The following is a 26,636-nucleotide window of genomic DNA, read 5'->3' on the forward strand; positions in this document are numbered from 1 at the left end:
AACGCACCACCGTGACACTCAAAATCCTCCACAAACGACATGGCCGCCGCAACTCCTCAAATCGAGGTGTTGCGACGACCACGTGAACCCGCCGGGTGGGCGGGGTCTTTGCTATGCCTGGACCATTCGCTGGGCCAGGTCCGCGTAGAGCTTGCCCAAGGCGGACGGGTCTCCGCGGTGCGGGGTGTACCACCGCGCGACGTCGATGGAGAGTGACAGGACGGCGAGCGTCGTACCAGGCAGATCACCGACGGCGAACTCGTCCGCGGCGACTCCGTCGGTGAGGACCTGCTCGATTTGTGCGGAGATGGCTCGACGGATCACCGCGACCTCAGCGAGGTGCTCGGCGGTCAGTGCGACCAGTTCGTACTGCACGACGCGGGCGATGGTGTGGTGCTCGGCGTGCCAGGCGGTGAAGGCCGCAACCATCGAGCGCAGTCGCTCCGCGGCGGACGAGCCCTGGTCGGCGTTCCGCAGTACGTCGAGAGCCGCGTTGTGACCGTAGAGGCTGATCTCGAAGAGCAGGCGCTCCTTGGACGGGTAGTGCACGTACAGGGCGGCCGGGCTCATCCCCGCACGGGATGCGATGTCGCGCGTTGTCGTCGCCTGGAAGCCGCGCTCGGCGAACGCGTCGACCGCGCCGGTCAGCAGCCGCCGGGCCGCGGCCGGCTGGACGTGGTCCCACACCAGGGGGCTCGTGACTGCGGACACGTTGACACCATGCACCGAAAGCGGGAACCTAAGCAAGCGCTTAGCCACGCATCTCATACTCCGAGGAGGCTCCGATGGAGCGCGTCATCTTCAACGAGGACCACCGCGCATTCCGCGCCAGTGCCAAGGAGTACTGCGACCGCTCGCTGGTGCCACGGATGGAGCAGTTCCTCGAAGAGAAGACGATCGACCGGGCCGCCTGGCTGGAGGCCGGCAAGCAGGGCTTCCTCGGGCTGGACGTGCCGGAGGAGTACGGCGGTTCCAGCGTCGGCGACTACCGGTTCAACCAGGTCTTCGCCGAGGAGGTCTCGAAGGTCTCCGCGTCGCTGTCGAGCTGTTTCGGCATCCACTACGACTGTGCCGCGCCGTACTTCGTCGACCTCGGCACCGAGGAGCAGAAGCAGCGCTGGCTGCCGAAGTTCTGCTCCGGTGAGTACGTCGCCGCGATCGGGATGACCGAGCCCTCGGGTGGCTCGGACCTGGCCGCGCTGAAGACGACCGCGAAGAAGGCCGACGGCGGCTGGGTGCTGAACGGCTCGAAGACGTTCATCACGAACGGCGACATGGCCGACCTCGTCATCGTCGCGGCCCGCACCGACCCGTCCAAGGGCGCGAAGGGCATCACGCTGTTCGTGGTCGAGGAAGGGATGGAGGGCTTCGCGCGCGGCCGGAAGCTCGACAAGGTCGGCCAGACCGAGTCCGGTACGTCGGAGCTCTTCTTCGAGGACCTGTTCGTCGGTGACGACAACGTGCTCGGCGAGCTCGACCGTGGCTTCATCCACATGATGGAGCGACTGGCCCAGGAGCGGATCGGCGCCGCGGTGTCGAACATCGCGCACGCGACCCAGATCCTCGACGAGACGATCGAGTACGTGAAGCAGCGCAAGGCGTTCGGCCAGCCGGTCGGCTCGTTCCAGTACAACAAGTTCCTGATCGCCGAGCTCGTCACCAAGGCCGAGGTCACCCAGGCGTACGTCGACAACGGCGTGGTCGCCCATGACGAGGACCGCCTGTCCGCGGTGGACGCGGCGAAGGTGAAGTGGTGGAGTGCGCACGTGCAGAACGAGATCCTGGACGCCTGCGTCCAGCTGCACGGCGGGTACGGGTACATGAACGAGTACCGGGTCGCGCGCGCCTGGCGGGACGCCCGGGTGACGAAGATCTGGGCCGGCTCGAACGAGATCATGAAGGAACTCATCGGCCGCGATCTGGGCCTCTGAAAGGGATAGAAGAAGATGCCTGAAGCAGTCATCGTGTCCACGGCCCGCTCGCCGATCGGTCGCGCGTACAAGGGGTCGATGACCACGATCCGGCCGGACGACCTCGCCGTCCAGATGATCAAGGCGGCGGTCGACAAGGTCGGGCTGACGGGCGACCAGATCGAGGACCTCGCCCTCGGGTGTGCGGAGCCGCACGACGAGCACGGCGGCAACATGGCCCGCCGGGTGGCGGTGCAGCTCGGCTGGGACAACACCCCGGCGACGACGGTGAACCGGTTCTGCGCGTCCTCGACGCAGACCGCGCGGATGGCCTTCCACGCGATCAAGGCCGGCGAGGGCGACATCTTCGTCAGCGCCGGCGTCGAGTGTGTGTCGCGGTACAAGAACTTCGGCTCGGCCGGGGTCGGGGACCCGACCTCGTTCAACGAGGTCTTCACCGACGCGGTCGCGCGGACCGAGAAGTACGCCGAGACCAACGACGTGTGGCACGACCCGCGCCAGGACGGACAGATCCCGGACGTCTACATCGCGATGGGTCAGACCGCGGAGAACGTCGCGACGCTCAAGGGCATCAGCCGCGCCGACCAGGACGCGTTCGGTGTGCGTTCGCAGAATCTGGCCGAGAAGGCGATCGGCAACGGCTTCTTCGAGCGCGAGATCGTCCCGGTGACGCTGCCGGACGGGACCGTGATCAGCAAGGACGACGGGCCGCGGGCCGGGACGACGCTGGAGAAGGTCAGTCAGCTGAAGCCGGTGTTCCGGCCGGACGGAACGGTCACGGCCGGCAACTGCTGCCCGCTGAACGACGGTGCCGCGGCGGTCGTGATCATGAGCGACACCAAGGCTCGTGAGCTCGGTCTGACGCCGCTGGCGCGGATCGTGTCGACCGGGGTGAGCGGTCTGTCGCCGGAGATCATGGGCCTCGGTCCGATCGAGGCCTCCAAGCAGGCGCTGGCCCGGGCCGGGATGAGCATCAACGACATGGATCTGGTCGAGATCAACGAGGCGTTCGCTGTTCAGGTGATCGGCTCGGCGCGCGAGCTGGGCATCGACGAGGACAGGCTGAACGTGCACGGTGGCGCGATCGCGCTCGGGCACCCGTTCGGTTCGACCGGTGCGCGGATCATGACCACGCTGGTGAACGGCCTGCAGTTCGAGGACAAGCAGTTCGGGCTCGAGACCATGTGCGTCGGTGGCGGTCAGGGGATGGCCGTCGTACTCGAGCGTCTCAGCTGATGGGTCTCGAGAACCGTACGGCGATCATCACCGGCGCCTCCCGCGGTATCGGGCTGGCCGTCGCGCAGCGTCTCGTTGCCGATGGTGCTCGCGTCGTGATCACCGGTCGTACGCAGGAGACGCTGGACGAGGCAGTCGAGTCGCTGGGTGGGCGCAAGCATGCGCTCGCGATCGCTGGTAAGGCGGCCGATCCCGCGCACCGGACGGCGGTGGTCGCGGCTGCGGTGGCGACGTACGGGTCGGTGGACCTGCTGGTGAACAACGCCGGCATCAACCCGATCTACGGCAAGCTCCTCGACGTCGAACCGGCCGTCGCGGCCAAGATGGTCGACACGAACGTGGTCGCCGCGATCGCGTGGGTGAAGGCGTGCCGCGACGCGTGGATGCGCGAACACGGTGGCGCAGTGGTCAATCTGTCGTCGGTGGCCGGCCTGTCGCCGTCACCCGGCATCGGTTGGTACGGCGCGACCAAGGCGATGGTGTCCCGGGTGACGGCCGAGCTGGCCGTCGAGTTGGCCCCGGAGATCCGCGTCAACGCGGTGGCTCCGGCAGTGGTCAAGACCAAGTTCGCCGGAGCCCTCTACGAAGGACGTGAGGACAAGGTCGCGTCGACGTACCCGATGGGCCGGCTCGGTCGTCCTGAGGACGTTGCGTCGCTGGTCTGGTTCCTGTTGTCCGATGAGGCCTCGTGGATCACCGGACAGACGATCACCATCGACGGCGGCCTGACACTCACAGGCGGCATGACCTAACAGATTTATACCCGGTCATTTACCAGAGGTATATGTGCGCTATGCTTGGCGGCATGCATACGACCATGCGGGTTTCCGTCCCGACACGCGACGAGCTGGCGCGCGTGGCCGAGGACGAGTTCGGTGGGGTCAGCCTGGACGAGGCGCTCAGGATCATCCTGTTCGAGCACGCATCGGCCACGGCGATCGCCCGTCTGTCCGCCGACCCAGAAGCGCTCAGCGAGTACCGTGCCGAGGCCGAGGCGCTCGAGGGAGTGGACATCGAGGCCGCCGAGTGGTGAACCTGCCACGGGTTGCACCGTGGCAGGTGTGGTGGGTCGACTTCGATCCGCAGCTCGGCCGGGAGCAAGCAGGTCGGCGACCGGCCATCGTGGTCGGTTCGCCGCTGGCCTGCAGTCTCCCGAACGGGCTCGTGATTGTCGTCCCGATGACTACACGAGATCGCGGGCTGCCGTTCCATCCTTCGGTGCGACTCGGCAACACGGCGGGCTACGCGATGACCGACCAGATCAAGTCGATCAGCTTGCAGCGCCTGAAGAAGCCGCACCGCGAGCAGCTCGCGCCGAGCGATGTCGAGTCGGTCAAGTTCGCGCTCCGCCGGATGATCGACATCTCCTAGTGCCGCATGCCCGGCTACAGGTCGGCATCGCTCACGGCTGGCGGCCCTGCCATCCGGCCAGCCGGTCGTACGGCGATGCATCGGCCGGGACCGGGACCACGGGGCCGAACGGGATGTCGCCACCGCGCGGTTCGGCCGGAAGGAACTGACCGACCAGCGGCAGCACGTAGTTCGCGAGTGAATCGTCCAACTGGTCGACCCGGCCGGTGGCCTTGGCCAGATCCCATGAGTGCGTGGTGAGTTCGCCGGTGTAGGCGACCAGCGCCGCCGCGCCCGGGAGGGTGGCAAAGGGGAGCCTGCAGACCCGTCCGAGGATGGAGTTGTCGGTCAGGGTCGCGTCGAGCGCGGTCCGGTGTTCCTTCCAGGTCCCGGCGATGTCGGGGCTGTTCGTCACCTTCGGGATCGTCAGTGGGTCGCCGCCGGTCAGTGCGAGGTTGATGCGGGCGGCGACCGAGAGCAGGTGCGCAAGCAGCGTTCGTACGTCGTACTCCGGGCAGGGTGTCGGGAGCGTCAATTCGTCGGTGCCGATCGCGTCGATCAGGGCCTGCGTCTGGTCCAGCGCAAGGACGAACATCGGTCGTGGGTCGTTTCCAAGGTTGTTCATGCCGACAGCTTCGCGGGGTATATGCGACACCCTTTGTCGTATATGTTCGAAGAGTGCGAGCCGACCGGTTGTTGCAGATCATCCTGCTGCTGCAGCGGCATCCGCGGTTGACTGCTCGGGAGCTGGCCGAGCGGCTGGAGGTGTCGACGCGCACTGTCATGCGTGACATGGAGGCGCTGTCGGCCGCCGGCGTACCGGTCTACAGCGAGCGTGGCCGGAACGGCGGTTGTGTGTTGCTGCCGGGGTATCGGGCGGACGTGAGTGGGCTGACGCCGCGGGAGGCGCAGGCCTTGTTCGCGTGGTCGGGGCGAGCCGCGTTGTCGGAGGAGCTCGGTCTGCACGACGCACTGCGGTCCGCGATGGGCAAGCTGGCGTCGACACTCCCGCTGGCGCTGCAGGACGACGCTGATGCGCTCTCGGACGCGATCGTGGTGGACCGGCGGCGGTGGTTCGCCGACGCGGAGGATCACGGCGCTCTGCCCGTGCTCCGGCAAGCGGTGGTGGCTCAGCGACGAGTGCGATTGCAGTACGCGTCGGCCAGTGCGGGTCGGCAGAGTCGGACGGTCGATCCGTGGGGACTGGTCGAGCAGGCCGGGCGTTGGTACCTGGTCGCGGCCCATCGCGGCTCTGCGCGGATGTATCGGGTGTCGCGGGTCGAACAGGCGGACGTGCTCGAGGAGACCGCCGTACGGCCGGAGGGCCTCGACGTACGGGCGGAGTGGGACAGACTGCGCTCCGGACTCGAGCAGAACCTGCCGACCGGCGTGGAGGTGCTGGTGCGGGTCCGGCCGGACCGCGTGGACGTCGTACGGCGGATTGTCACGCCGATGCTCGCCAAGGGCTCAATAGCCCGCGAGGTGGAGTCCGACGACGAGTGGCCGCACCTGCGTCTGCACTTCCGGGTTCGAGAGGCTGCGTGCGGCATGCTGCTCGGGTTCGCCGGCGTCGTCGAAGTGCTGGAGCCGGACGAGATCCGATCCAGCTTGCTGGACCTTGCCAAGACTGCGGTCGCGACCTACGCCTGACGCTGTGCCTCGAACGTCTGCCTGAGGATGACCCGCCCGTCGTCGGTCTCGTCCTCGTTGCGCCAGTGGAAACTGGTGTCGGTGATGTTGGTGAAACCCCAACGGGTGTTGGCGGTCTGGCCTTCGAGAGTGATCGTGTCTCCCTCGGCGTGGGCGATGAACGCCATCACGAACGCAGCCTTCGGACCCATCCAGGTCGAGCGGAACGCGTTCAGCTCGGGATCCCAGATGCGGATCGACAGCCCCCACTCGCCGTCGCCGTCCGTGGTGCGCGCGGCCCGGCTCGGGGTGATCCAGACGTCGGCGACGGCCCTGCCGTCGAGCGCCCACGCGAAGTGCCACTCGCCCTTGGTCTGCCGGGTCACCGCGCCGGTCTCGTCGTACCAGCGAACGTCGAGATCCCAGCTGCCGATCAGCGGCGCGAACGCGGCGAACACCTCGGCGAACTCCGGCCGTGGCGCATCGGAGACGAACAGCCCGGCCAGGACCCGCGCGGCGGAAGCACCATCGGTTATGTGCACAGTCGCCATTACTCGGTGCGCGCGGGAGTCTGTCAAGCCATTGCATTGTCGAGCGGTGTGGACGCCCCGCCGCCGGTGACCCCGTCATCGCCGAGCACCTGCCCAAGACAGGTGTTCAGCCCGATGGCACTTCCGGCGGTCGGGGCGATCAGTCCGACAGCACCGGGTAACTGTAGTGCGAGTTCACCGCACAGCAGAATCACAGTGCGCTCGCAGGCGTTGCGATCACGTTGCTGTTGTCCCTTGATAATGCGTGGCGCCTCGAAGGCGCGGTGGTTAGGGTCCGAGAGCATGACAACTCCGGTGGTGATCCGGGCCGCGGTGGGCGACGACGCTGAGGCCGTGGCGGCGGTACGGCGAGCCGTCTACTCGTACAAGGTGATGTCTGCAGCGGCCAGTCGTCACATGATCACCGTGTCCCAGCCGGCCGAGCGGTTCCTCCCGCTGGTCGCGGTTTGTAGCGGCGAGGTGGTTGCCTGGGGCTCGGCCGGGCTGAACGTGTGGACGAGCGAGCCGGGTCAGAGCGAGCTCTCCATCTTCGTGCATCCCGACCATCGCAACCGGGGCATCGGTACGGCGCTCGCCGACCGGCTGCACCAACACCTGACCGAGGTAGGCGCGAGCCGGGTCCGGACGTTCGTCCAGCCCGAAGGCCTCGAGTTCGCCCGGAACCTCGGGTACGACGGGACGCGTCGGATGCACTACGCGGGCGTCGACGTACGAGCGTTGCCCGCGCAGCCGGAGACCCCGGACGGCTTCGAGCTCGTCACGCTCGCCCAGGTCGGACCGCGTCAGGTCTACACCGCCGACACGATCGCCGGAGCCGACGAACCGGACGACGTCCCGATGGACGCGGTCGGGTACGACGACTGGCTCGACGAGACCTGGCAAGGCCCGTCGCTGGACAAATCCCTCAGTGTCGCCGCGATGGTCGGTGACGACATCGTCTGCTTCACCCTGGTCGAGACCGCGGGCGATCGCGCCTGGTCGGGGATGACCGGCACGATCCCGTCGTACCGCGGTCGCGGTCTGGCCAAGCTGGTCAAGTCGGTCGCCCTGCGCCGCGCCGCCGCGGCCGGTATCACCGCCGCCTACACGTCGAACGACGACAAGAACGCCCCAATGCTTGCCATCAACAACTGGCTCGGGTACGAACGTGTCCAGACCGAACTCGGACTGCTGCACTACTTGGGGGGCTAGAGGCGAAACCTTTACCGGGCAGCGAATGTCGGGGCAATCGATCGAGACACCGCTGGTCCGCCTACCGTTGCTGGAACTCGGAGAGCACGCTGCGAGGTCGATCTCAGTAGTCCGGACGTGACGACGCGGACCGGGACCGACGAGACCGGCTACGAATGGTCGAGGCGCTGGGCAACGATCTCCGGCAGCGTGTGGCTGGCGGCGGCGCCGGAGACCGCTCAGGTCTCGCCACGGGTTCTGTTCCAGGACATTATTCATGAGGGTCTGGTGGGTACCAGCTATCTCGGGCGCTACCGGATGAGCGTCGATGTCACGGGTGCCCGGCTGGTTCTCGGGCCTCGGGGCGGGTGATACGGAGCTGTAATCGATTTTCCATCTGGTCTGGGCCTGAATGCGGGTTACGTTCTGAGGGACGTCAGTGACCGGATTGCATGGAGATCGCCAAGGAGATCGGATGGAGATCAGGCCGGCCGAAGCGGCGGATGTCGACGGAGCCCTTGCGCTGCACGAGATCCACGCGCCGTATCTTGCCGTGACGCGGGACGCGCTGACCCGCCGCGCCACGGAGACCCCCACGCCCGGAAACGGGACGTTCGCCGCGGTTGATGCCGGCGAGGTGGTGGGGTGGGCGACGACGGCACTGATCTCGGGGTCGGATCCGCTCGACGGACAGCTGCGGATCCTGGTCCGGCCGGATCACCGGGGCCGGGGGATCGGGACACGGTTGCTGGAGGCAACACACGAGAACCTGCGCGCGGCCGGCGCGAGGAGTGCGCGGGTGTTCGCCGATCCCAGCTCGGTGGAGTGGGCGGCGCGGTGGGGTTACCGGCAGACCAGGCAGGTTCACTACGTGGGTATCGATCCCGCGAAGACGACGGACATCCCGGAGACCCCGAGCGGCGTCGACCTGGTTCTGTTCACCGAGGTCGACCCGCGCCAGCTCTACGCGGCGGACGAAGTTGCCCAGCGCACCAAACCTGGTGATGCGAACATCACTTCGCAGCCGTACGACGACTGGCTGGCCGAGATCTGGCACTCGCCCAGCACGGTGGCGGACCTGAGCGTCGCGGCGATGTATCAGGACGAGCTGGTGGCATTCACCCTCAGCCAAGGCGACCACACCCGGATCTGGTCCAAGATGACCTCGACCATGCCGGAGTACCGCGGCCGAGGCCTGGCCAAGCTAGTCAAGGCCGCCGCACTGCACCGGGCCGCCGATGCGGGTGTCAGAGGTGCCTACACCGCGAACTACGACAGCAACGCCCCGATGATCGCCGTCAACGAATGGCTCGGCTATGACCGCGTGGCCACCCACGCGGTCATCATCTGCCCCCTCTAGGGGACCAGCAGTACGACGGTTTCGGCCACGCAGGCGGGCTTCGTGGAGTTCTCCAGCTCGATGACCCAGTTGAGCGACACCTGGACACCTGCGGGGGTTTCGACGGCGTTCGCGATCGAGGCACCGGCGCGGATGCGGGTGCCGACCGGGACGGGAGCCGGGAAGCGGACCTTGTTCACGCCGTAGTTGAGCTTGGCGGTGACGCCGTTGACGGCGAAGAGTTCGTCGCCGAACCGTGCGATGAGGCTGAGCGTGAGATAGCCGTGCGCGATGGTCCCGCCGTACGGGCCCTTGGAGGCGCGCTCGACGTCGACGTGGATCCACTGGTGGTCGCCGGTCGCGTCGGCGAACGTGTTCACCTGCTCCTGCGTGATCTCCAGCCACTCGGTCTCGCCCAGCTGGGTCCCGACGGCCTGCACGACCTCGTCGACACCGGTGAACGTCTGCGCCATCTGCTGCTCCTCAGGGTGCCGTGGGTCAAGTTGCGGTCTAGTTGCGCGGTCCGCCGGCCACGTACAGAACTTGACCGGACACGAACCCGGCCTCTTCGCTGCAGAAGAACGACGCGGCAGCGGCGATGTCCTCCGGCTTGCCGGTCCGGTTCACCGGGATGCTCGCGGCGGTCGCCTTCTTGAACTCCTCGAAGTCGACGCCGACCCGGGCCGCGGTCGCCGCGGTCATGTCGGTCTCGATGAAGCCTGGGGCGATCGCGTTCGAGGTGACGCCGAACTTGCCCAGCTCGATCGCCAGCGTCTTGGCCAGCCCCTGCAGTCCGGCCTTGGCGGAGGCGTAGTTCGACTGGCCGCGGTTGCCCAGGGCGGAGGTCGAGGAGAGGAAGACGAAGCGTCCGTACCCGGCCTCGACCATGTGGGCCTGGACCGCCTTGGACATCAGGAAGCTGCCCTTGAGGTGGACGGACATGACCGTGTCCCAGTCGTCCTCGGACATCTTGAAGATCAGGTTGTCCCGCAGGACGCCGGCGTTGTTCACCAGGATCGTCGGTGCGCCCAGCTCGGCGACGACGCGCTCGACCGCGGCGGTGACCTGGTCGGACTTGCTGACGTCGCAGCCGACCGCGATCGCCGTGCCGCCGGCCTCGGTGATCGTCTTGACGGTCGCGGCGCAGGCGCCCTCGTCGAGATCGAGGACGGCAACCGCGTTCCCGTCGGCGGCGAGCCGCTGCGCGACGGCCGCGCCGATTCCCCGCGCGGACCCGGTCACAATCGCCACTCGCTGCTGAGTCATGGTCCGCCGCTCCTTTTGGTCCCGTGCTGCTGCCGGGGATGACATTACCCACGCTCTGTCACCCGGGCAGTACCGCGGATGCGATGATCGCCGTGTGGATCATCACAGCCCGGCGCGTGGGGTGGGGAAAGTATGAGCAACCGCCATATCTACTACTGCCCGCTGCGGTGGGGTGATCTGGACGCGCTCGGCCACGTGAACAACGGAAAGTACGTCGACTACCTGCAGGACGCTCGCGTCGATTTTCTCTTCCGGACCGCCAAGGAGCTCGGCGCGGACGACCTGGAGACCGGCCTGCTGGTGGCCCGGCACGAGGTCCAGTACCGCGCACCGCTGTACTTCCGGCCGGAGCCGGTCCGGATCGAGCTGTGGATCAGCGAGATCAAGGCGGCGTCCTTCACCGTCGACTACGAGATCCTCGACGCCGAGCCCGAGCGGACCACGTACGTCGAAGCCCGGACCAAGCTGGTCCCGTTCGACTTCGCCGCCAACCGCCTCCGCCGGATCACCCCGGTCGAGCGCGAGGCCCTGTCGAAGCTGGTGGGCGCATGAAGTTCACCCACCCCGTGCTGGTTCGCTGGTCGGACATCGATTCGTACGACCACGTCAACAACGTCCGGTACTTCGATTACCTCCAGGAAGCCCGGATCGCGTTCCTGGCCGACACGCTCGGCGCCGGCAGCGACGTGTTCACGGTCTATCCGTGTGTCCTGGTCAGCCAGACGGTGGACTACCTACGGCCGATCCTGCTCCGGCACCCGCCGTACGACGTGGACGTCTGGATCGACTCGATCGGTACGACGTCGTACACGCTGCACTCCTGGATCGTGGACCGCAGCGGGGAGAGCGAGGACGTCTACGCCAAGGCCGAGTCCGTGATCGTCACCGTGGACCCGCAGACCCACGCCAAGCGCCCACTGTCGGACACCGAACGGGCAGCCCTCCTCAAGCGCGTTGTATCGGCCTGAAAGACTAGAGCTGACATGACTGAGCAGCAGAGTTTTTACGACGCCGTCGGTGGGGCGGATACCTTCCACCGGCTGGTAGCGGCGTTCTATCGCGGCGTCGCCGCCGATCCCGAACTGCGTGCGCTGTACCCGGAGGAGGACCTCGGCCCGGCCGAGGTGCGCTTCCGGATGTTCCTGGAGCAGTACTGGGGTGGACCGAAGACGTACTCCGAGCAGCGTGGACATCCCCGGCTGCGGATGCGGCACGCGCCGTTCGCCGTCACCCCGAGCGCCCGGGACAGCTGGCTGCGCCACATGCGCGCCGCACTGGACGAGATCGCCCTGACACCTGAGCAGGACGAGCAGATCTGGAACTACATGCTGATGGCGGCGCAGACGATGGTGAACACCGACGAACCGCACTACCCGGGCGCGATCGACGTGTCCGGCCGCTGAACCCCCTTCGAAGGAGACAACACGAGCATGGCTACCACTCGTACGGCCAAGGCCCACTGGGAAGGCTCGCTGATGGAGGGCGCCGGCCAGGTCGCTCTCGAGTCGTCCGGTGTCGGCACCTACGACGTCACCTGGGCCTCCCGCGCGAACGACGCCAACGGCAAGACCAGCCCGGAGGAGCTCATCGCCGCCGCGCACTCGACCTGCTTCTCGATGGCGCTGTCGCACGCGCTGGCCGGCGAGGGCCACGCGCCGGAGGCGATCGACACCCAGGCCGACGTCACCTTCCAGCCGGGCGAGGGCATCACCGGTATCAAGCTGTCGGTGAACGGCAAGGTCCCCGGGATCACCGCCGACGAGTTCGCCGAGTTCGCCGAGGGCGCGAAGAAGAACTGCCCGGTCTCGCAGGCGCTGGCCGCCGTCCCGATCACGCTGGACGTCACCTTCACCGCCTGACCCTGCACGTCAACGTCCGGCGAACCCACCAGGGTTCGCCGGACGTCGTGTTTTCAGCCGTGGAACCGGGCTACGACCTTGGTGAAGTCGTACTGGCTCTGGGAGATCCCGCTGCACGAGTCACCGTCGTTGTTGCTGCCGCCGCAGGCGCGGTCCCGGTTCACCGCCCAGAACGTGAAGCGGGCCAGGTGGTGCTGCTGTGCGTAGGTCAGCATCGTCTTGAAGTCCTGCAGGCGGACCGTCTCGCCGTCGTCGGTCTTGCCGTTCATCGACGAGATCCCCATGTGCCGGTACGCCGTGTCGTCGGTGTAGCCGTAAGCGGTCTTCAACCGGCCCTTGAGCCCTTCCTCGGCCTGCTGGGTGAGAGTGGCCATGTTGGTCGAGCCACCACCGAAGTCGAACGGCATCAGCACCCAGCCGTCGTTGGCCAGCCCCGCAGCGGCAGCCTTCTTGATCAGGTCGACGCCCGACGAGTCCGGGCCGCCCTGGTCGGTGCCCATCGTGATGTACGTCTTGATCCCGGCGTTCTTGCTCTTGACGGTCTTGAGCGCGTCCACGACCCGCTGCCGGGCGGCCGCACTGTGGAACTCGGTGTCCTCGATGTCGATGTCGATCGCCTTCAGCTTGTAGGCGTCGATCACCTTCTGGTACGCACCGGCCAGCGCCGAAGCGGAGGTGCACTTCTCGCCGAGCTTGTTGCCCGACCAGCCGCCGAACGACGGGATCACGTCACCACCCGCGGCCCGGATGCTGTTGATCGTGGTCTGGTCCGAGCCGCCGGTGAGCGCGCGGTCGCCGTCCCACTTCGGGTTGCAGCCGCCGTCGGACAGGACGAAGGCGAGCGTGAACCAGGTGTTGCCGGCCGCGTTCATCACACTGGTCGGGTTCTGCGGGTTTCCCCAGCCGAGATACAGGTACGGCGCGGCGCCGATACTGGCCGGATCCGCCTGGACCCGTTGGGTGGACGCCTGGGCGGCGGCCGCGACGCCGAGCGCCAGGGCGCCGGCTGCGACCGCTGCCGTGGCGATCTTGAACATGCGTGAGCGCATCTCGAACTCCCAATCTGGGGGCGGTCAGAGTTCTTTAGTTAGGAAGGTTTCCTAACGGTTCGCTCGATCATGACGTGCCGGTCGCGATGCGTCAACAGCTGATTTCAGTCGGACTTCGGAGCTTGTTCTTCCTGCTCCGTGGCCGAGCCAACGCCGGAGGAGGCGTCGCTGCGCGGGTCGCGGGTGGTCAGGTTGCCGATTCGGACCACCTCGCCGTTGCGGACGTACCAGGTGGTGCCGTCCTCGCCGCGCAGCGTGGTGATCCGCAGGCCGACCGCGACGACCACGCCGGTCGCCTTCTCCATGTCGATCAGGTCGCCGACGCCGTACTGGTCCTCGAAGATCATGAAGATGCCGGCCAGAAAGTCCTTCACCAGCGTCTGCGCGCCGAAGCCGAGCGCGACGCCGATGATGCTCGCGGACGCGATCACCGGCAGGATGTTGAAGCCCAGCTCGGCCAGCACCATCACCACGAGGACGGCGGTCAGAACGATCGTCACCGTGCTCGAGAGCAGGGAACCGATCGTCTGGGCCCGCTGGGCCCGCCGCTCGGTGGCCAGCGTGTTCTCGACGAAGTCCTGGCCGATCCTGGCCTTCGACAGGACGCCGGCGACGGCGCCGTTCCCGGTCCGCTTGGCGAACCGGCGGATGACCTTGTGCAGCACCCAGCGCAGCACGAAGAAACCGATGATGAGCCCGGCGATCCGGGCCGGGACGACGACGATCTGGTCGGTCACTTCCAGCTTGCCGTCGTTGCCCATCCGGAAGAAGGTCGGGAGGGTCTCCGGCAGCGAAAACAGGGGGTGACTGACCGCGGACACAAGGTAGCTGATCAAATAAGGCATCTCGCCGCCCAACCATAGTGGTGTCCCGCCACGGGACACAGTTCGACAAGGGGAGACGACCTGCATGCCCAGCCGGCTGGATGACGAGCTGTCCAGGCTCGTGAGTGCGGGTGTGCTGCGCCAGTACCAGGCCGACTCGATCCGGGACGCCGCCGACGCGGAGATCGACAAGGCCCGGGCGGTCGCCGGGCCACCGCAAGCGCCGGCACAGCCGAAGACCCAGCCGGCAACCCCGGCGAAGCCCCAGCCGGCCGAGCCGCCGGTGAAGACCAGGACGCCGCCGACGGTGTCCCATTCGAACGCGCTGATCGAGGTGCTCGGCTACATCGGCGGAGCGCTGCTGCTGGGCGCGGTCGCGCTGCTCACGCTCGCCAACTGGGGTGAGATGGGTCGCGCGGCCCGCATCGTGACCGGCACGAGCGCGGCGGTCATCCTGCTGGGTGCGTCCGTCGTCCTCGCGCTGCTGCGCGGCCGTGGCCAGCTCAGCTCGGCGCTGGCGTCCCTGGGCTGCTGTGTGGCCGGTTTCGCCGCGTACGTCGCGATCGAAGGGGAGACCGGTCGGGTCGTCGGGGTCGCGGTCGCGCTCGCGCTGGCCGCGGTCGGCCTGTGGAGGCTGGCCGGCTCGTCGTTGCTGGTGGCAACTTTTGGAATCCTCGCCGTGGGTGTGGTGGTGATCACGGCAGATGTCCTCACTCCGGACACCGGGTCGGCCGCGAACACCGCGGGCATCGCCGGGACCGGATTCATCCTGGTGGCCTTCGTGCTGGCGATGCTCGGCCTGGTTCGGGATCAGGTGACCGCATGGTCACTGGCCGGCGCCGCGATGTTCAGTTCGTCGATCTGCTGGCTCATCCAGGAGCGTGGCGAGATCATGGCGCTGGCCGTCGGCACGGCCGGTCCGGCCGCCCTTCTGGTCGCGTACGGTCGCCGGCGGCATTCGGCGTACGCGGTGGTCGCTTGTGCGATCTTGCTGGTCATCTGGCCGACCGCGCTGTACCAGCTGACGGACAACATGGGTGGGGTGGCGATCGGCCTGGTGGTCGCGAGTGGCGTGCTGCTGGTCGCCGTACTGATCCTGAGTCGTCGCCGTTCGAATGAGTGACACGGCGCGCGCCGTTGGGCGTTGGCATGGGTGATACGGCAGACTCGCTGGGGTGACAGCTCCCACTGCGGCCCTTGTCGAGCTAGCGGTTGCCCATGGCGTGGCGACGGAGTACTGGAACTGGCAGGGCGAGCATGTGATCGTCTCCAGCGAGGTGGTCTCCGCCGTACTCGCAGCACTCGGTGTGGACGCGTCGACGCCGGACAAGGCGGCCTTGGCGCTCGCTGAGCATCAGCAGGAGCGCTGGCGGCGGACGTTGCCCGCGACTGTGGTGATGCGAGCGGGCTGGACGCCCTGGTTCGCCGTACACCTGCCGCACGGGTCGACGGCGGACGTGTGGGTTGACCTGGAGGACGGCGGTCAGCGACGGGACATCGCCCAGCAGGACCACCTGGTGGAGCCGGAGTGGGTCGACGGCGTGCAGATCGGTGAGGCGACGTTCCAACTGCCGGGTGATCTACCGCTCGGATACCACCGGCTGTGTGCGCGGGTCGGCAGCAGTCCGGAGATTTCGGTGAGCACGCTGATCGTGACTCCGCGCAAGCTCGAGCCGGAGAAGCTGGACCGCACCTGGGGCTGGGTGCTCCAGCTGTACTCGGTGCGCTCGCGCCGGTCGTGGGGGATCGGTGATCTGCACGACCTCGCGGACATCGCCGCCTGGTCCGCGCACGACCTGGGTGCCGGCTTCGTACTGGTGAATCCACTGCACGCGGCCGAGACCGCGGGCCGGATGGAGCCCTCGCCGTACCTCCCGGCCTCGCGGCGTTTCGGGAACCCCATTTACCTGCGCATCGAAGACATCGACGAGTACGGCGACCTCGCGCCCGCGGAGCGGGATCGGGTCCGGGCGCTCAGCCTGCAGACCCGGGCTCTGAGTGAGGACGCGACCGCATTGGACCGGGACACGGTCTGGGCGGCCAAGCGCGAGGCACTCCAGCTGCTCTTCGGTGTCCGGCCGTCCATCGGCCGGATCGCGGAGTACGGCGCCTACTGCGATCGCGAGAGCCAGGGGCTGATCGACTTCGCCACCTGGGCCGCGATCGCGGACGTGCACGGGCCGGAGTGGAGCAAGTGGCCTGAGGAGCTGCGTGATCCGAGCGAGCCGGCCGTCGTTGCCTTCCGCAACGAGAACCCGGATGCCGTCGAGTTCCACTGCTGGTTGCAGTGGCAGCTGGACGACCAGCTCGCGCGTACGCAGGCCCGGGCGAAGGCGGCCGGCATGTCGCTGGGCGTCGTACATGACCTGGCCGTCGGCGTACATCCGGACGGAGCGGACGCGTGGGCGCTGCAGAACGTGTTGGCCCGCGGTATCCACGTCGGTGCGCCGCCGGACGCGTTCAACCAGCAGGGACAGGACTGGTCGCAGCCGCCTTGGCGCCCGGACGCACTGGCCGAGACCGGGTACGCCGCTTGGCGGGATCTGGTCCGTGCGGTGATGCGGCATGGTGGTGGGCTGCGGATCGACCACATCCTCGGCATGTTCCGGCTCTGGTGGGTCACGTCGCCGGAGCGGCCGACCGAGGGTACGTACGTGCGCTACGACCATGAGGCGCTCATTGGCATCCTCGCCTTGGAGGCTTCGCGGGCTGGGGTGATGGTGATCGGCGAAGACCTCGGCACGGTCGAGCCGTGGGTGCGTGACTACCTGACCGAGCGCGGCATCCTGGGCACGTCGGTTCTGTGGTTCGAGCGGGACGCTGAGGGTCATCCGCTCGCCCCGGAGCGCTGGCGTGAGCTTTGCCTGGCAACGGTCACCACGCACGACCTGCCGCCGACAGCGGGGTATCTGGCCGGTGATCACGTCGAGCTGCGCAACCAGCTCGGTCTGCTGACCAGACCGGTCGCTGAGGAGCTCGCTGTGGACGAGGCCGAGCGTGACTCGTGGCTGAACGCACTGCGCGAGCGGCACCTGCTCAGTAACACCGATGGCGACGTCGAGCGCATCGTCGAGGCACTGCATCAGTACGTCGCTCATACGCCGGCCAAGCTGGTCGGGGTGGCACTCACTGACGCTGTGGGCGAGCGTCGTACGCAGAATCAGCCGGGCACCACGGATGAGTATCCGAACTGGCGTATCCCGCTCGGTGGGCCGGACGGACAGCCGGTGATGATCGAGGACCTGCCGAACAACCAGCGCCTCCGCCGGCTCATCGGCGCCCTCAATATCTAGCTTTCTGTACGCAAACGGCTACGAACCGTTGACAATAGATTTGAACGGTTGTTTTCTATTCGTCAACAAGAAGGCGCCTTCCTTCGCTGTCTCACCGCCCCAACAGGTGAAGGAGTTGACCAGATGCTGCGCAATCGCACGCTCAGCCTGGCCGGAATCGCCGTCGGCGCACTCGCGCTGACGGTCAGCACGTCGGTGCCCCTGGCCTATGGGCACGGCTACACGACCACACCGATCAGTCGGGCCAAGCTCTGTCAGAACCAGACCGTGACGGATTGCGGCGCGATCCAGTGGGAGCCGCAAAGCACCGAAGGTCCGAAGGGCTTCCCGACCACGGGTCCTGCGGACGGTCTGCTCTGCTCGGCCGGTCTGTCGCAGTTCCACGAGTTGGACGACCAGCGTGGTGGAGCTTGGCCGGCTACCCAGTTGACGGCCGGTGCCGGCTACACGTTCAGCTGGCACCTGACCGCGTCGCATGCGACGACCGATTTCAAGTACTACATGACCAAGCAGGGCTGGAGTAAGAACGATCCGCTGACCCGTTCGGCGCTCGATCTGACCCCGTTCCTGACCGTGAAGCTGAACGGCGCCCGACCGCCGACGGAGGTTTCGCACCCCGGTACGTTGCCGAGCAATCGGACCGGACGGCACATGATCCTTGCGGTCTGGACCATTGCCGACACGGGGAACGCCTTCTACCAGTGTTCGGACGTTAATTTCTGATTTAACCGCACGTTTCGTGAATATCTTTCCTGGGCAGTGCACTCCTTGAGATAACCGCCCCATATTTCAAGGAGTGTCCCCATGAAATCCGTCCTCCGACGCGTCCTCATCCCGGTGGTCGCCGTACTCGCCGGGCTGCTGCCCGGTGTGATCGCGGTCGACCAGGCCTCGGCGCTGACCAAGCTGACGCACGCGCAGGCGACCGCGATCTTCTCCGCGGCCGGGATCACCTGGTCGTCCAGCGGCAACTGCTCGGACTGGAACAACGCCAGTTGTACGTCGTTCACCAACATCAACGACTCGACCGTGTACGGCGTTCGCACGCTGAAGCAGGCGAGTGGGTGCGCGATCCGCATCACCGGTGGAACCGAGGTCGGGCACGCCGCCGGCACCTACAGCCACCGCAACGGCTACAAGGTCGACGTCGCCATCACCACCTGTGTCACGAACTACGTCCACAACCACTTCGCCCGCATCGCCGACCGCGGCGACGGCTACCCCCAGTGGCAAGCCCCCTCCGGCAACATCTACGCCAACGAGGGCAACCACTGGGACATCACCTACTACAACTGCGGCGGCTGCTGACCCCCCACCGCTCGCCCCATTTGCCTGGTTGACCCAGCAAATCGGGGGTTCCGTACCCCTAGTGCGGGTGTGGAACCCCCGAGCTCATGGGTCTGCCAGGCAAATTCGTGGGTCTGCCAGGGAAAGTGGTCGGGGGGTGGGGGGCGACTTGTGGGGTCTGCGGGGTGGGGGAGGTGGGGGAGTACTAGGCTCTAGGGCGTGATCACTGAAGTTTCCGGCCACACGTTGTTGGTGTTTGTCGGTATACCTGTGCTGGTTGTTGCGGTGGTGTCGTTGCTGGTGTTCGCGTCGTCGATCGCGAGCGGGCCGCGGTACCGCCCGGGGCTGTCGTGGTGGGCCCCGCCGGTCTGGATCAACGGTCCGACGGTGACCAAGCCGGACCCGGCCAACCTTCCCGAGCTGCCCGCCGCACCGGGCGCGACCGCGATCGCCGGCACCGGCGTCGCCCGTACGACCGGAGGCGCAAGTGCCAGCTGGTGACGCATTCACACCGGACCAGCTCTACGACATCGAGAAGGCCGTCCGGCACGCCGAAGAGGTGTCCGGCCTGCACTTCTCCGTGTACGTCGGTGGAGCGGACGAGGAGACCCGCCCGTTCGCCGTGGAGCTGCTGAACGAGCTGGACGACCCCGACCACTCGGTTCTGGTGTACGTCGACCCGGCCGGCCGCCGGTTGGAGATCGTCATCGGTCCGCTGGCCAAGCGGCAGCTGACGGACACCTCGGCCGGGCTGGCCGCGCTGACCATGCAGACCTCGTTCGCCGCTGGTGATCTGACCGGCGGGCTGGTGACCGGCGTACAGCAACTCGGCGAGCACGCCGTACAGGCACCGCTGCTGCACGCCCACGAGCCGCACCAGCAGTGACCGAGGCCCTGCCGCGACACCGCATCGAGCTGGACGACGTCGTACTGCGTCCGTTCGTAGCGACTGACGAGGCGGCAGTGGCCGAGGCGTTGCGGGATCCGGACATCCTCCGCTGGACCGGCGGTACGGCGGTCATCCGCACACCCGCGGATCAGCGAGCCCGCAGGTGGTTGGAGCCGCGCATCACGGCCTGGGCGCGCGGCAACGCCGTCTTCGCGGTGGCCGACGCCGCAACCGACTACGTGCTCGCCAACGTCGCGATCCGCGACGTGAACCGGGTGCCGGACCAGGCCGTGGTCGCGTACTGGGTCAGCCCGGCCGCCCGCGGTCGCAGACTCGCGGCCCGCGCTCTCGATGCGGCAGCCCGCTGGGCCTTTGCAACGGACGGTCTACGCCTGCACCGCCTGTCGCTGGACCACGCACTGGTCAACAAGGGCTCCTGCCGCGTCGCAACGCGGGCCGGCTTCCAGCTCGAAGGCATCATGCGGGCGTACTACGTCGAGCCGACCGGCGACCGGCATGACTCGCACCTGCACGCCCGGTTGGCGACGGACGTGGTGGATCAGCTGCCTGCAGCGCTCGCCGGCTCGTAGGTCGGGCAGGCGGTGTTGGGGTGGGCGCGCTGCGTCTTCGGTGCGGTGCACAGCTTGAGCATCTGGTCCGATGACTCCCCAGGACCGAGATACAGCATCCAGGTGTCGGTGACCCGCTCTGCCGAGCTGCTGGCGATCCCCGGGTACTGCCCGTCGACCAGCATCGCCTTCGCGGGCACGCCGGCCTGGATCAGCTTCGTCGCCGCACCCTTCGCAAGCTGGTCCGCATCCATGCCCACGTCGGTCGGGTAGGTGTCCAGGACCACGATCCACTGTCCCCGCGCGAACGCCGGTGACGTCGCACCGGTGTTCACCGACGGCGCGGTGGTCGGTGCCGCCTTCGAAGAGGCCGGCGGATTACGGTCGGCCTTGGTCGCGCTCGCGTCATCGGTCGCGACCGGCGGTGTCGGCGCGGCCGGCGCGCCGGTCGTGTCGGTCCCCAGCCGCAGCCCGTCGCTGCTCTCCGGCGCCGGAGACGATCCTCTGGTCAGGATGAACGCGAACACGGCGACCAGCGCCGCCGCGGTCACGATCGCGGCTCCGATCGCGCTGTGCGAGCGCTGGGCTTTCCGTGGAGGCCGCGGCGGGGCATCGCCGCGGCGCGCGGTGACGTCGCGACGCGCGGGTTCGCTGCGTCGCGGTGCCGGCTTCTGTCTGCGAGCCCCTCGGGCCGACGGCTTGCGATGATCAACAGGTGTCACGGCAAGGCCCCCTCCCCAGGGTCCCTCGAATGGACATGAATCGGCATTCCGGTGGCAGCTTAAACCGAACGACCGAATAAATGAGCATCCCTCAAGTGGTCAGAATCTCGTTCTCCACAAGGGAATCGCGCACTGCGCACGGCCCCTCACCGTCCGCCGACGAGCAATCGTTTGACCCTTACCGGACGCGATCCACCCGGTCCTGTGGGTAACGTCAGGAAATCCCCGCCGCACAAACCTTCAGGAAATTGCTTGACCTGAAAGGCGCGACTAGGTCCCGGACGGGATGCCGCTGGGCTTGGGCTGCGGTCGGGTGTCCAGGGCGTCGTCAAGCCAGGCGTCGATGTCGACGGCTGCGGCGAGGATGTGGTTCACGTACGCCGAGCGCTCGTGGCTGAGCACCTCTAGTTCCCAGATGCAGGGGGCGGCGCCGATCGGGGCCGGTCGGAGGTCGTCGACCTCGAAGCCGCTGAAGATGCTCAGGCGGGACTGGAAGTCCTTGGCCCAGCTCTGCACGACCAGATAGACACCGTCGTCGCCGAGATGCAGGACGACGACGGCCAGGCCGACAGCGCCCATCGCATCGTCGAACTCGAGCTGCCGGGTCGCAGTGGTACGGGCGATCTCGACCATCTGGTCGTCCCACTGCCGTCCGCGGGCCGTGATGATGTACGGCTTCACCAGCCGGTGTGGATAGCGCCATGGCATCAGGGGAGTGACCGGGCGGGGTCGGTAGGCCTCTGCCAGTCCGGTCAGCGCAACGGCTGCCGCACCTGCCAGGGCGGGATCGGAGGCGGGCACCGACCCAGTCTTACCGCATCTGCGACGGACATGACACTGCCGGTCGCAGCGACAAAGGCTGAGACCGGCAGTGTGATGCGTCAGGCGACGATGTCCTTTGCTTGGGCCGTGATGGCCCGGGTGAGGTCAGCCCGTGCTTCAGAGACGTAACGAAGCGTCGGAGCGTCCACCGACGCGGACTCCACCGCCAGCCAGTTGGTCAGCGCGTCCAGCGCTTCCTGGTCCGCGAGGTTGCGCGGCGACAGGTAGACCAGCACGTTCTCGCCCATCGACGAGCCAAGGCGCGTGTAGACGTCCTTGGCCGCGTTCAGGTACTTCTCGACGTACGGGCGCAGCAGGTCCTCCTGACCCGGCTGCTGGAAGCCGATGATGGTCCGGAACTGTGTCTCGTTCGGAGTGTCCTCCGACTCCACCGCGATCCGCCAAGCGTCCTCCTTGGCGGCTGCGGTCGGCCTGGCCGCACGTGCCTGGGCCGCGCGCTCCTGACCGGTCATCGTGGTGTCCCGGGTCAGCTCGTCGTCGATCTCGTCGGCACCGATCCGGCCGAGCCGGGCGAGTGCCACGATCAAGGTCCAGCGCAGGTCGGTGTCGACGACCAGTCCGGTCGGCAGGTCGCGTCCGTCCAGCCAGGCGAGGAGACGGTCGGCACCTGCCTCGGAGAAGACCGCCGAGCTGTACGAACGCGCGAAGGCGAGCTGGTGGTCGCTGCCCGGCGCGGCGTCGGCGAGCAGGCTCGCCACGGCTGCCTCGAACTGTGCCCGCAGGGCGGGGCGGTTCTCGGGAGCGGCGTACTGGTTGATCGCGGTGGTCGCCTGGCCGAGCAGGGACCGTACGCCGGTGAGGTCGGTCTCGGCCCGGATCCCGCGCAGCACGATGCCGACGTACTGGCTGGCCGGCATCTCCGCGTCGCGGGTCATGTCCCAGGCCGAGCCCCAGGCCAGTGCCCTGGGCAACGATTCGGTGAGTTGATCGATCGACTCGACCAGCGTGGCGCGGGAGCGCTCGTCCATCCGGATCTTCGCGTAGGTGAGGTCGTCGTCGTTCAGCAGCACCAGGTCCGGCTGGGACGCACCGACGAGCTCGGGCAGCTCGGTACGCGCGCCGTCGATGTCCACCTCGAACCGCTCGGTCCGGACCAGGCCTTCGTCGGTACGCCGGTACAGGCCGACCGCGAGCCGGTGCGGCCGCAGCACGGGGAACTTCTCCGTCGCGGTCTGCTCGATCGCGAACGACGTGAAGGCGCCTGAACTGTCGACCGCGAAGTCGGCTCGCAGCGTGTTCACACCGGCGGTCCGCAGCCAGCGCTCGGTCCAGTCGTCCAGATCCCGACCGGACGCCTTCTCCAGCGGCTTGAGCAGGTCGGTCAGCTCGGTGTTCCCGAACGCGTGGTCGGCGAAGTACTCCTTCAGCGCGGTGATGAAGGTGTCCTCACCGACGAACGCGACGAGCTGGCGCAGCGTGGACGCGCCCTTGGCGTAGGTGATGCCGTCGAAGTTCACCTCGACCGCGTGGAAGTCGACCATGTCGGCCGCGATCGGGTGCGTCGAGGGCAGCTGGTCCTGCCGGTAGGCCCAGTTCTTCCTGGCGTTGCAGAACGTCGTCCAGGCGCCGGCGTACTTGGTGGTCGCGGTCGCCTGCGCCCAGTGGCTGGCCCACTCGGCGAACGACTCGTTGAGCCACAGGTCGTCCCACCAGGTCATCGTGACCAGGTCGCCGAACCACATGTGCGCCAGCTCGTGCAGAACGGTGTTGGCGCGGCTCTCCAGCTCCGCGTGCGTGGTGCGGCTGCGGAACAGGTACTCGTCCCGCAGCGTCACGCAGCCCGCGTTCTCCATCGCGCCCATGTTGTACTCCGGCACGAATGCCTGGTCGTACTTGTGGAACGGGTACGGCGTACCGAAGGCGTTCTCGAACAGCTCGAAGCCCTGCTTGGTCACCTCGAACAGGTCCTCGACGTCCAGAGCGTCCTTCAGCGACGGACGGCACAGCAGCGACAGCGGGTAGGTCCCGTTCGCGCCTTCGTAGGAGTCCGTGACCACGTGGTACGGCCCGGCCACCACAGCGGTGATGTACGTCGAGATCCGTTCGGTCGGCGGGAACTCCCACCGGGCCAGCTCCTCACCGCTCTCACCCTGGTACGGCGTGGGCTCGGGCGTCGGAGCGTTCGAGATGACGACCCAACGGGCCGGTGCGGAGACGGTGAACGTGAACGGGGCCTTGAGGTTCGGCTGCTCGAAGGTGGTGAAGACGCGGCGCGCATCCGGCACCTCGAACTGCGTGTAGAGGTACGTCTCCTTGTCGGCCGGGTCGACCGAGCGGTGCAGTCCTTCACCGGTGCGCGAGTACAGGCAGTCGGCGACGACCTTCAGCTCGTTGCGCTCGGCCAACCCGTCCAGCTGGATGCGGGCCCCGTCGTACACGGTGTCCGGGTCCAGCGCCGTACCGTTCAGCGTCACCTCGCGGATGCTGTCCGCGATCAGGTCGGCGAAGGTCCTCGCGCCGGCCTCGGCGGCAAAGGTGATCATGGTCACCGACGGGAAGGTCGGGGCGCCGCTCGGAGCGTTGGTCAGGTCCAGCTCGATCGCATAGCTGACATCGCTGACCACACCGGCACGGGTACGCGCCTCGTCGCGCGTGAGGTTGGTTCCAGGCATGTCGGCATCCTATGCACCTGGCTGTCGGCTTGGCCGAGGGTTTCCCCGCAACCTTGGGCATTGGATACCAAGCCGGTACCTACGTTCCTTCAACTTTGTATGATTGGGAACATGACTGCCTCCGCAGATTTTTGGTTCGACCCGGCCTGCCCCTGGGCCTGGATGACGTCTCGCTGGATGCTCGAGGTCGAGCAGGTGCGGGATGTGACGACGACCTGGCACGTGATGAGCCTGGCCGTCCTGAACGAGGACCGTAACGAGCACGACGCCAACTGGGACCGCCTGCTCGGCCGTGTCCGGGTGCTGACCGCCGCCGAGCAGGCGCACGGCAACGAGGTCCTGTTGCCGCTCTACACCGCCATCGGCCGCCGCATCCACACCGAAGGCCGCGGCGGCAAGGACGACGCCGTACTGGCCGAAGCACTCGAAGAGGTCGGCCTGCCCGCGTCACTGCTCGAGGCCGCCGGCACCGACCGGTACGACGAGGTGTTGCGCAAGTCGCACCACGCCGGTATGGACCAGGTCGGCATGGAGGTCGGCACGCCGGTCATCGCGGTCGAGGGTACGGCGTTCTTCGGTCCGGTCGTGACCCCTGCCCCGAAGGGTGAGGCGGCCGGGAAGCTGTGGGACGGCGTACGGCTCGTCGCCTCGACCGAGGGCTTCTTCGAGCTCAAGCGAACGCGTGACCGCGAGCCGATTTTCGACTGATTGATTCGGCCTGCTCTTTAAAGCTTGCCTGGACCGCCCCGGATGGTGAAGGTTACTCACCTAGGAATTCGTCAAGTGGTGAGTAGGTTTCCGATGACCTTGCGTGATCAGCTGCCCGCGGTCGGTGTGAACGACGTGGCGATCCCGGTCGGAGTGACGGCAGGTATCGCCGTCTTCGACCGCCGGACAGGTGAGTTCGTCCAGCGGTTCAACGCCGCTCACCGGTTCCGGTCGGCCTCCGTGGTGAAGCTGCTGATCGTCCTGGACTTCCTCTGGGACCGCGGACCGGCCTACGACGTACCGGCCGAGGATCGGACCCGGCTCGAGGCGATGTTGCGCAGCAGCGACGACGACGCCGCCAGCCACTACTGGGACGAGCTCGGTGGTCCGTTTTTGGTGGACCGGATGGTGAAGCGGCTCGGCCTGACGCACACGGCCGGGCCGCCGATCACCCATCCGGGCTTCTGGGGGTACGTCGCCATCACCGCTGCCGACACGGTCGAGATCTATCGATACATCGTCGATCGTGCGCCTGAGCCCGTGCGGACGTTCGTGATGGACCAGCTGCGTCAGGCCACCCGCCACGGCACCGACGGCTTCGACCAGTACTTCGGGATCCCGTCGGTCTTCGACTCCGGTTTCAGCATCAAACAAGGCTGGTCCGGCTTCATCGGGTCCAGTGGCTACGGCCAGGATCGGTCCAGGCCGAAGGCGCTGGTCGAGCTCGGTGGCGACGCACTCCACACCACCGGGACTGTCGGCCCGGACGACCGGTTCATCGTCGCTGTGTACACGGTGCGTCCACCCGGAACGTCGTACGAGCAGGCCTCCGCCGAGGTGAACGGGCTGACAGCGGCGCTGCGGCTGCCGGGCGCTTCGCCGTCGAAGGGTGCCGGACAGTAGATTGCTGGCCATGCGAGTGCATATCGGGTCCGACCACGCCGGCTTCGAACTCAAAGCCCACCTGGTCCAGCACCTCACAGCGGCTGGGCACGACGTTGTGGACCACGGCGCAACGGTGTACGACGCCGTCGACGACTATCCGCCGTATTGTCTGCGGGCTGCTCAGGCAGTGGTGGACGAGCCGGGCAGTCTCGGCATCGTGATCGGTGGCTCCGGCAACGGCGAGCAGATCGCGGCCAACAAGGTGAAAGGGGTCCGGGCGATCCTGGCCTGGAGCACCGAGACCGCGCAGCTCGGCCGCCAGCACAACGACGCCAACGTGATCAGTGTCGGCGCCCGGATGCACTCCGCGGAGGAGGCGACCGGATTCGTCGAGACGTTTCTGGCCACCGACTATTCTGGCGAGGAGCGGCACACCCGCCGGATCGACATGCTGTCGGCCTACGAGTCGACCGGCGAGCTCCCACCGGTCTCCTGACCGCTGGCCGGATCAGCTGAGGCAGTCGGCTTGCGGTTGACCGGCTGACGCGGTCGGGACACGTCCCGCGCGCGCATCGATCGACCGATGCCGACTACCGCCGGAGTGGGCGGACCACTCCGGCCTTT

General features: G+C 67.4%; 34 protein-coding genes. 23 read left to right on the forward strand and 11 right to left on the reverse strand.

Features of this window, described 5'->3' with window-relative positions; translation table 11 throughout:
• Nucleotides 1–111: 111 nt before the first annotated feature.
• Nucleotides 112–711: a TetR/AcrR family transcriptional regulator gene (locus tag ACWF4Z_RS35380; protein WP_452247581.1), complete on the reverse strand. Its 600-nt coding sequence runs from the start codon at nucleotides 709–711 to the stop codon at nucleotides 112–114.
• 74 nt (nucleotides 712–785) lie between these two features.
• On the opposite strand from ACWF4Z_RS35380, the gene ACWF4Z_RS35385 reads away from it, so the two are divergent.
• Genes ACWF4Z_RS35385 through ACWF4Z_RS35405 form a run of 5 tightly spaced genes read left to right on the forward strand, consistent with a single transcriptional unit; the run spans nucleotide 786 to nucleotide 4,538 of the window.
• Entirely contained in the window at nucleotides 786–1,931 is a 1,146-nt protein-coding gene (locus tag ACWF4Z_RS35385; protein WP_452247582.1) for an acyl-CoA dehydrogenase family protein, read from the forward strand.
• A gap of 15 nt (nucleotides 1,932–1,946) precedes the next feature.
• Entirely contained in the window at nucleotides 1,947–3,167 is a 1,221-nt protein-coding gene (locus ACWF4Z_RS35390; protein WP_452247583.1) for an acetyl-CoA C-acetyltransferase, read from the forward strand.
• Complete coding sequence (locus ACWF4Z_RS35395) at nucleotides 3,167–3,919, forward strand: SDR family oxidoreductase (protein ID WP_452247584.1); 753 nt, start codon at nucleotides 3,167–3,169, stop codon at nucleotides 3,917–3,919. The genes ACWF4Z_RS35390 and ACWF4Z_RS35395 overlap by 1 nt, the downstream gene beginning before the upstream one ends.
• 53 nt (nucleotides 3,920–3,972) lie before the next feature.
• Nucleotides 3,973–4,200, forward strand: a complete 228-nt coding sequence (locus ACWF4Z_RS35400) for a hypothetical protein (RefSeq protein WP_452247585.1) — start codon at nucleotides 3,973–3,975, stop codon at nucleotides 4,198–4,200.
• A 26-nt stretch (nucleotides 4,201–4,226) separates the two neighbouring features.
• Nucleotides 4,227–4,538, forward strand: a complete 312-nt coding sequence (locus tag ACWF4Z_RS35405; protein WP_452247644.1) for a type II toxin-antitoxin system PemK/MazF family toxin — start codon at nucleotides 4,227–4,229, stop codon at nucleotides 4,536–4,538.
• A 31-nt stretch (nucleotides 4,539–4,569) separates the two neighbouring features.
• Here the strand turns inward: ACWF4Z_RS35405 and ACWF4Z_RS35410 are convergent, their stop codons facing one another.
• Entirely contained in the window at nucleotides 4,570–5,142 is a 573-nt protein-coding gene (locus tag ACWF4Z_RS35410; protein ID WP_452247586.1) for a TIGR03086 family metal-binding protein, read from the reverse strand.
• 53 nt (nucleotides 5,143–5,195) lie between these two features.
• Here ACWF4Z_RS35410 and ACWF4Z_RS35415 point away from each other — a divergent pair, with 53 nt between their 5' ends.
• A complete protein-coding gene (locus ACWF4Z_RS35415; RefSeq protein WP_452247587.1) occupies nucleotides 5,196–6,167 on the forward strand; it encodes a helix-turn-helix transcriptional regulator in 972 nt (323 codons plus the stop codon).
• Here ACWF4Z_RS35415 and ACWF4Z_RS35420 read toward each other — a convergent pair.
• Entirely contained in the window at nucleotides 6,158–6,697 is a 540-nt protein-coding gene (locus ACWF4Z_RS35420) for a hypothetical protein (RefSeq protein ID WP_452247588.1), read from the reverse strand. The genes ACWF4Z_RS35415 and ACWF4Z_RS35420 overlap by 10 nt on opposite strands.
• Before the next feature lie 23 nt (nucleotides 6,698–6,720).
• Nucleotides 6,721–6,981, reverse strand: coding sequence for a hypothetical protein (locus tag ACWF4Z_RS35425; RefSeq protein ID WP_452247589.1), 261 nt, complete (start codon nucleotides 6,979–6,981; stop codon nucleotides 6,721–6,723).
• On the opposite strand from ACWF4Z_RS35425, the gene ACWF4Z_RS35430 reads away from it, so the two are divergent.
• From ACWF4Z_RS35430 to ACWF4Z_RS35440, 3 genes are all read left to right on the forward strand, one after another.
• Entirely contained in the window at nucleotides 6,980–7,888 is a 909-nt protein-coding gene (locus tag ACWF4Z_RS35430) for an N-acetyltransferase family protein (RefSeq protein WP_452247590.1), read from the forward strand. The genes ACWF4Z_RS35425 and ACWF4Z_RS35430 overlap by 2 nt on opposite strands.
• A 117-nt stretch (nucleotides 7,889–8,005) precedes the next feature.
• Nucleotides 8,006–8,239 carry a hypothetical protein gene (locus ACWF4Z_RS35435; protein WP_452247591.1) on the forward strand — a complete coding sequence of 78 codons (234 nt, stop codon included), beginning with the start codon at nucleotides 8,006–8,008 and terminating at the stop codon, nucleotides 8,237–8,239.
• Between the two features lie 103 nt (nucleotides 8,240–8,342).
• The gene (locus tag ACWF4Z_RS35440) at nucleotides 8,343–9,227 is read left to right on the forward strand and encodes an N-acetyltransferase family protein (protein WP_452247592.1); all 885 of its coding nucleotides are present in this window, start codon (nucleotides 8,343–8,345) and stop codon (nucleotides 9,225–9,227) included.
• Here the strand turns inward: ACWF4Z_RS35440 and ACWF4Z_RS35445 are convergent.
• A complete protein-coding gene (locus ACWF4Z_RS35445) occupies nucleotides 9,224–9,679 on the reverse strand; it encodes a MaoC family dehydratase (protein ID WP_452247593.1) in 456 nt (151 codons plus the stop codon). The two genes, ACWF4Z_RS35440 and ACWF4Z_RS35445, sit on opposite strands and share 4 nt — an antisense overlap.
• Nucleotides 9,680–9,716: 37 nt before the next feature.
• On the reverse strand, nucleotides 9,717–10,472 hold the full coding sequence (locus ACWF4Z_RS35450) for an SDR family oxidoreductase (protein ID WP_452247594.1): 756 nt from the start codon (nucleotides 10,470–10,472) through the stop codon (nucleotides 9,717–9,719).
• A 132-nt stretch (nucleotides 10,473–10,604) separates the two neighbouring features.
• On the opposite strand from ACWF4Z_RS35450, the gene ACWF4Z_RS35455 reads away from it, so the two are divergent.
• Genes ACWF4Z_RS35455 through ACWF4Z_RS35470 form a run of 4 tightly spaced genes read left to right on the forward strand, consistent with a single transcriptional unit; the run spans nucleotide 10,605 to nucleotide 12,331 of the window.
• Nucleotides 10,605–11,024: an acyl-CoA thioesterase gene (locus tag ACWF4Z_RS35455; protein ID WP_452247595.1), complete on the forward strand. Its 420-nt coding sequence runs from the start codon at nucleotides 10,605–10,607 to the stop codon at nucleotides 11,022–11,024.
• Complete coding sequence (locus tag ACWF4Z_RS35460; RefSeq protein ID WP_452247596.1) at nucleotides 11,021–11,440, forward strand: acyl-CoA thioesterase; 420 nt, start codon at nucleotides 11,021–11,023, stop codon at nucleotides 11,438–11,440. Before ACWF4Z_RS35455 ends, ACWF4Z_RS35460 begins: the two co-directional genes overlap by 4 nt.
• Nucleotides 11,441–11,455: 15 nt before the next feature.
• Nucleotides 11,456–11,875 carry a globin gene (locus ACWF4Z_RS35465; protein WP_452247597.1) on the forward strand — a complete coding sequence of 140 codons (420 nt, stop codon included), beginning with the start codon at nucleotides 11,456–11,458 and terminating at the stop codon, nucleotides 11,873–11,875.
• A 27-nt stretch (nucleotides 11,876–11,902) separates the two neighbouring features.
• Nucleotides 11,903–12,331, forward strand: coding sequence for an OsmC family protein (locus ACWF4Z_RS35470; RefSeq protein ID WP_452247598.1), 429 nt, complete (start codon nucleotides 11,903–11,905; stop codon nucleotides 12,329–12,331).
• Nucleotides 12,332–12,384: 53 nt separating this feature from the next.
• Here the strand turns inward: ACWF4Z_RS35470 and ACWF4Z_RS35475 are convergent, their stop codons facing one another.
• Entirely contained in the window at nucleotides 12,385–13,380 is a 996-nt protein-coding gene (locus ACWF4Z_RS35475) for a chitinase (protein WP_452247599.1), read from the reverse strand.
• A gap of 104 nt (nucleotides 13,381–13,484) precedes the next feature.
• Nucleotides 13,485–14,225: a mechanosensitive ion channel family protein gene (locus tag ACWF4Z_RS35480; protein ID WP_452247600.1), complete on the reverse strand. Its 741-nt coding sequence runs from the start codon at nucleotides 14,223–14,225 to the stop codon at nucleotides 13,485–13,487.
• Between the two features lie 64 nt (nucleotides 14,226–14,289).
• Between ACWF4Z_RS35480 and ACWF4Z_RS35485 the strand changes: the two genes are divergently transcribed.
• The 7 genes from ACWF4Z_RS35485 to ACWF4Z_RS35515 all read left to right on the forward strand — a co-directional run bounded on the left by ACWF4Z_RS35485 (nucleotide 14,290) and on the right by ACWF4Z_RS35515 (nucleotide 20,263).
• Nucleotides 14,290–15,327, forward strand: coding sequence for a hypothetical protein (locus ACWF4Z_RS35485; RefSeq protein ID WP_452247601.1), 1,038 nt, complete (start codon nucleotides 14,290–14,292; stop codon nucleotides 15,325–15,327).
• 52 nt (nucleotides 15,328–15,379) lie between these two features.
• Nucleotides 15,380–17,497, forward strand: a complete 2,118-nt coding sequence (gene malQ / locus ACWF4Z_RS35490; protein ID WP_452247602.1) for a 4-alpha-glucanotransferase — start codon at nucleotides 15,380–15,382, stop codon at nucleotides 17,495–17,497.
• A gap of 123 nt (nucleotides 17,498–17,620) precedes the next feature.
• Nucleotides 17,621–18,220, forward strand: a complete 600-nt coding sequence (locus ACWF4Z_RS35495; protein ID WP_452247603.1) for a lytic polysaccharide monooxygenase auxiliary activity family 9 protein — start codon at nucleotides 17,621–17,623, stop codon at nucleotides 18,218–18,220.
• 81 nt (nucleotides 18,221–18,301) lie between these two features.
• A complete protein-coding gene (locus ACWF4Z_RS35500) occupies nucleotides 18,302–18,805 on the forward strand; it encodes a hypothetical protein (protein ID WP_452247604.1) in 504 nt (167 codons plus the stop codon).
• A gap of 198 nt (nucleotides 18,806–19,003) precedes the next feature.
• A complete protein-coding gene (gene ctaJ, locus ACWF4Z_RS35505) occupies nucleotides 19,004–19,285 on the forward strand; it encodes an aa3-type cytochrome oxidase subunit CtaJ (protein WP_452247605.1) in 282 nt (93 codons plus the stop codon).
• Nucleotides 19,272–19,670 (forward strand): DUF5130 family protein, encoded by a 399-nt coding sequence (locus ACWF4Z_RS35510; RefSeq protein ID WP_452247606.1) that lies wholly within the window; start codon nucleotides 19,272–19,274, stop codon nucleotides 19,668–19,670. Before ctaJ ends, ACWF4Z_RS35510 begins: the two co-directional genes overlap by 14 nt.
• Nucleotides 19,667–20,263 carry a GNAT family N-acetyltransferase gene (locus ACWF4Z_RS35515; protein ID WP_452247607.1) on the forward strand — a complete coding sequence of 199 codons (597 nt, stop codon included), beginning with the start codon at nucleotides 19,667–19,669 and terminating at the stop codon, nucleotides 20,261–20,263. The genes ACWF4Z_RS35510 and ACWF4Z_RS35515 overlap by 4 nt, the downstream gene beginning before the upstream one ends.
• Here the strand turns inward: ACWF4Z_RS35515 and ACWF4Z_RS35520 are convergent.
• The 3 genes from ACWF4Z_RS35520 to pepN form a co-directional block, all read right to left on the reverse strand.
• Entirely contained in the window at nucleotides 20,233–20,793 is a 561-nt protein-coding gene (locus ACWF4Z_RS35520; RefSeq protein WP_452247608.1) for a hypothetical protein, read from the reverse strand. The genes ACWF4Z_RS35515 and ACWF4Z_RS35520 overlap by 31 nt on opposite strands.
• 441 nt (nucleotides 20,794–21,234) lie before the next feature.
• A complete protein-coding gene (locus tag ACWF4Z_RS35525) occupies nucleotides 21,235–21,765 on the reverse strand; it encodes a hypothetical protein (protein WP_452247609.1) in 531 nt (176 codons plus the stop codon).
• 80 nt (nucleotides 21,766–21,845) lie between these two features.
• A complete protein-coding gene (gene pepN, locus ACWF4Z_RS35530; protein WP_452247610.1) occupies nucleotides 21,846–24,419 on the reverse strand; it encodes an aminopeptidase N in 2,574 nt (857 codons plus the stop codon).
• Between the two features lie 111 nt (nucleotides 24,420–24,530).
• Here pepN and ACWF4Z_RS35535 point away from each other — a divergent pair, with 111 nt between their 5' ends.
• From ACWF4Z_RS35535 to ACWF4Z_RS35545, 3 genes are all read left to right on the forward strand, one after another.
• A complete protein-coding gene (locus ACWF4Z_RS35535; protein WP_452247611.1) occupies nucleotides 24,531–25,127 on the forward strand; it encodes a mycothiol-dependent nitroreductase Rv2466c family protein in 597 nt (198 codons plus the stop codon).
• Nucleotides 25,128–25,220: 93 nt separating this feature from the next.
• Nucleotides 25,221–26,030 carry a hypothetical protein gene (locus tag ACWF4Z_RS35540; protein ID WP_452247612.1) on the forward strand — a complete coding sequence of 270 codons (810 nt, stop codon included), beginning with the start codon at nucleotides 25,221–25,223 and terminating at the stop codon, nucleotides 26,028–26,030.
• 10 nt (nucleotides 26,031–26,040) lie between these two features.
• On the forward strand, nucleotides 26,041–26,508 hold the full coding sequence (locus ACWF4Z_RS35545; RefSeq protein WP_452247613.1) for a ribose-5-phosphate isomerase: 468 nt from the start codon (nucleotides 26,041–26,043) through the stop codon (nucleotides 26,506–26,508).
• The last annotated feature ends 128 nt before the right edge of the window (nucleotides 26,509–26,636 follow it).

The organism is Kribbella sp. NPDC055071 (assembly GCF_053608045.1).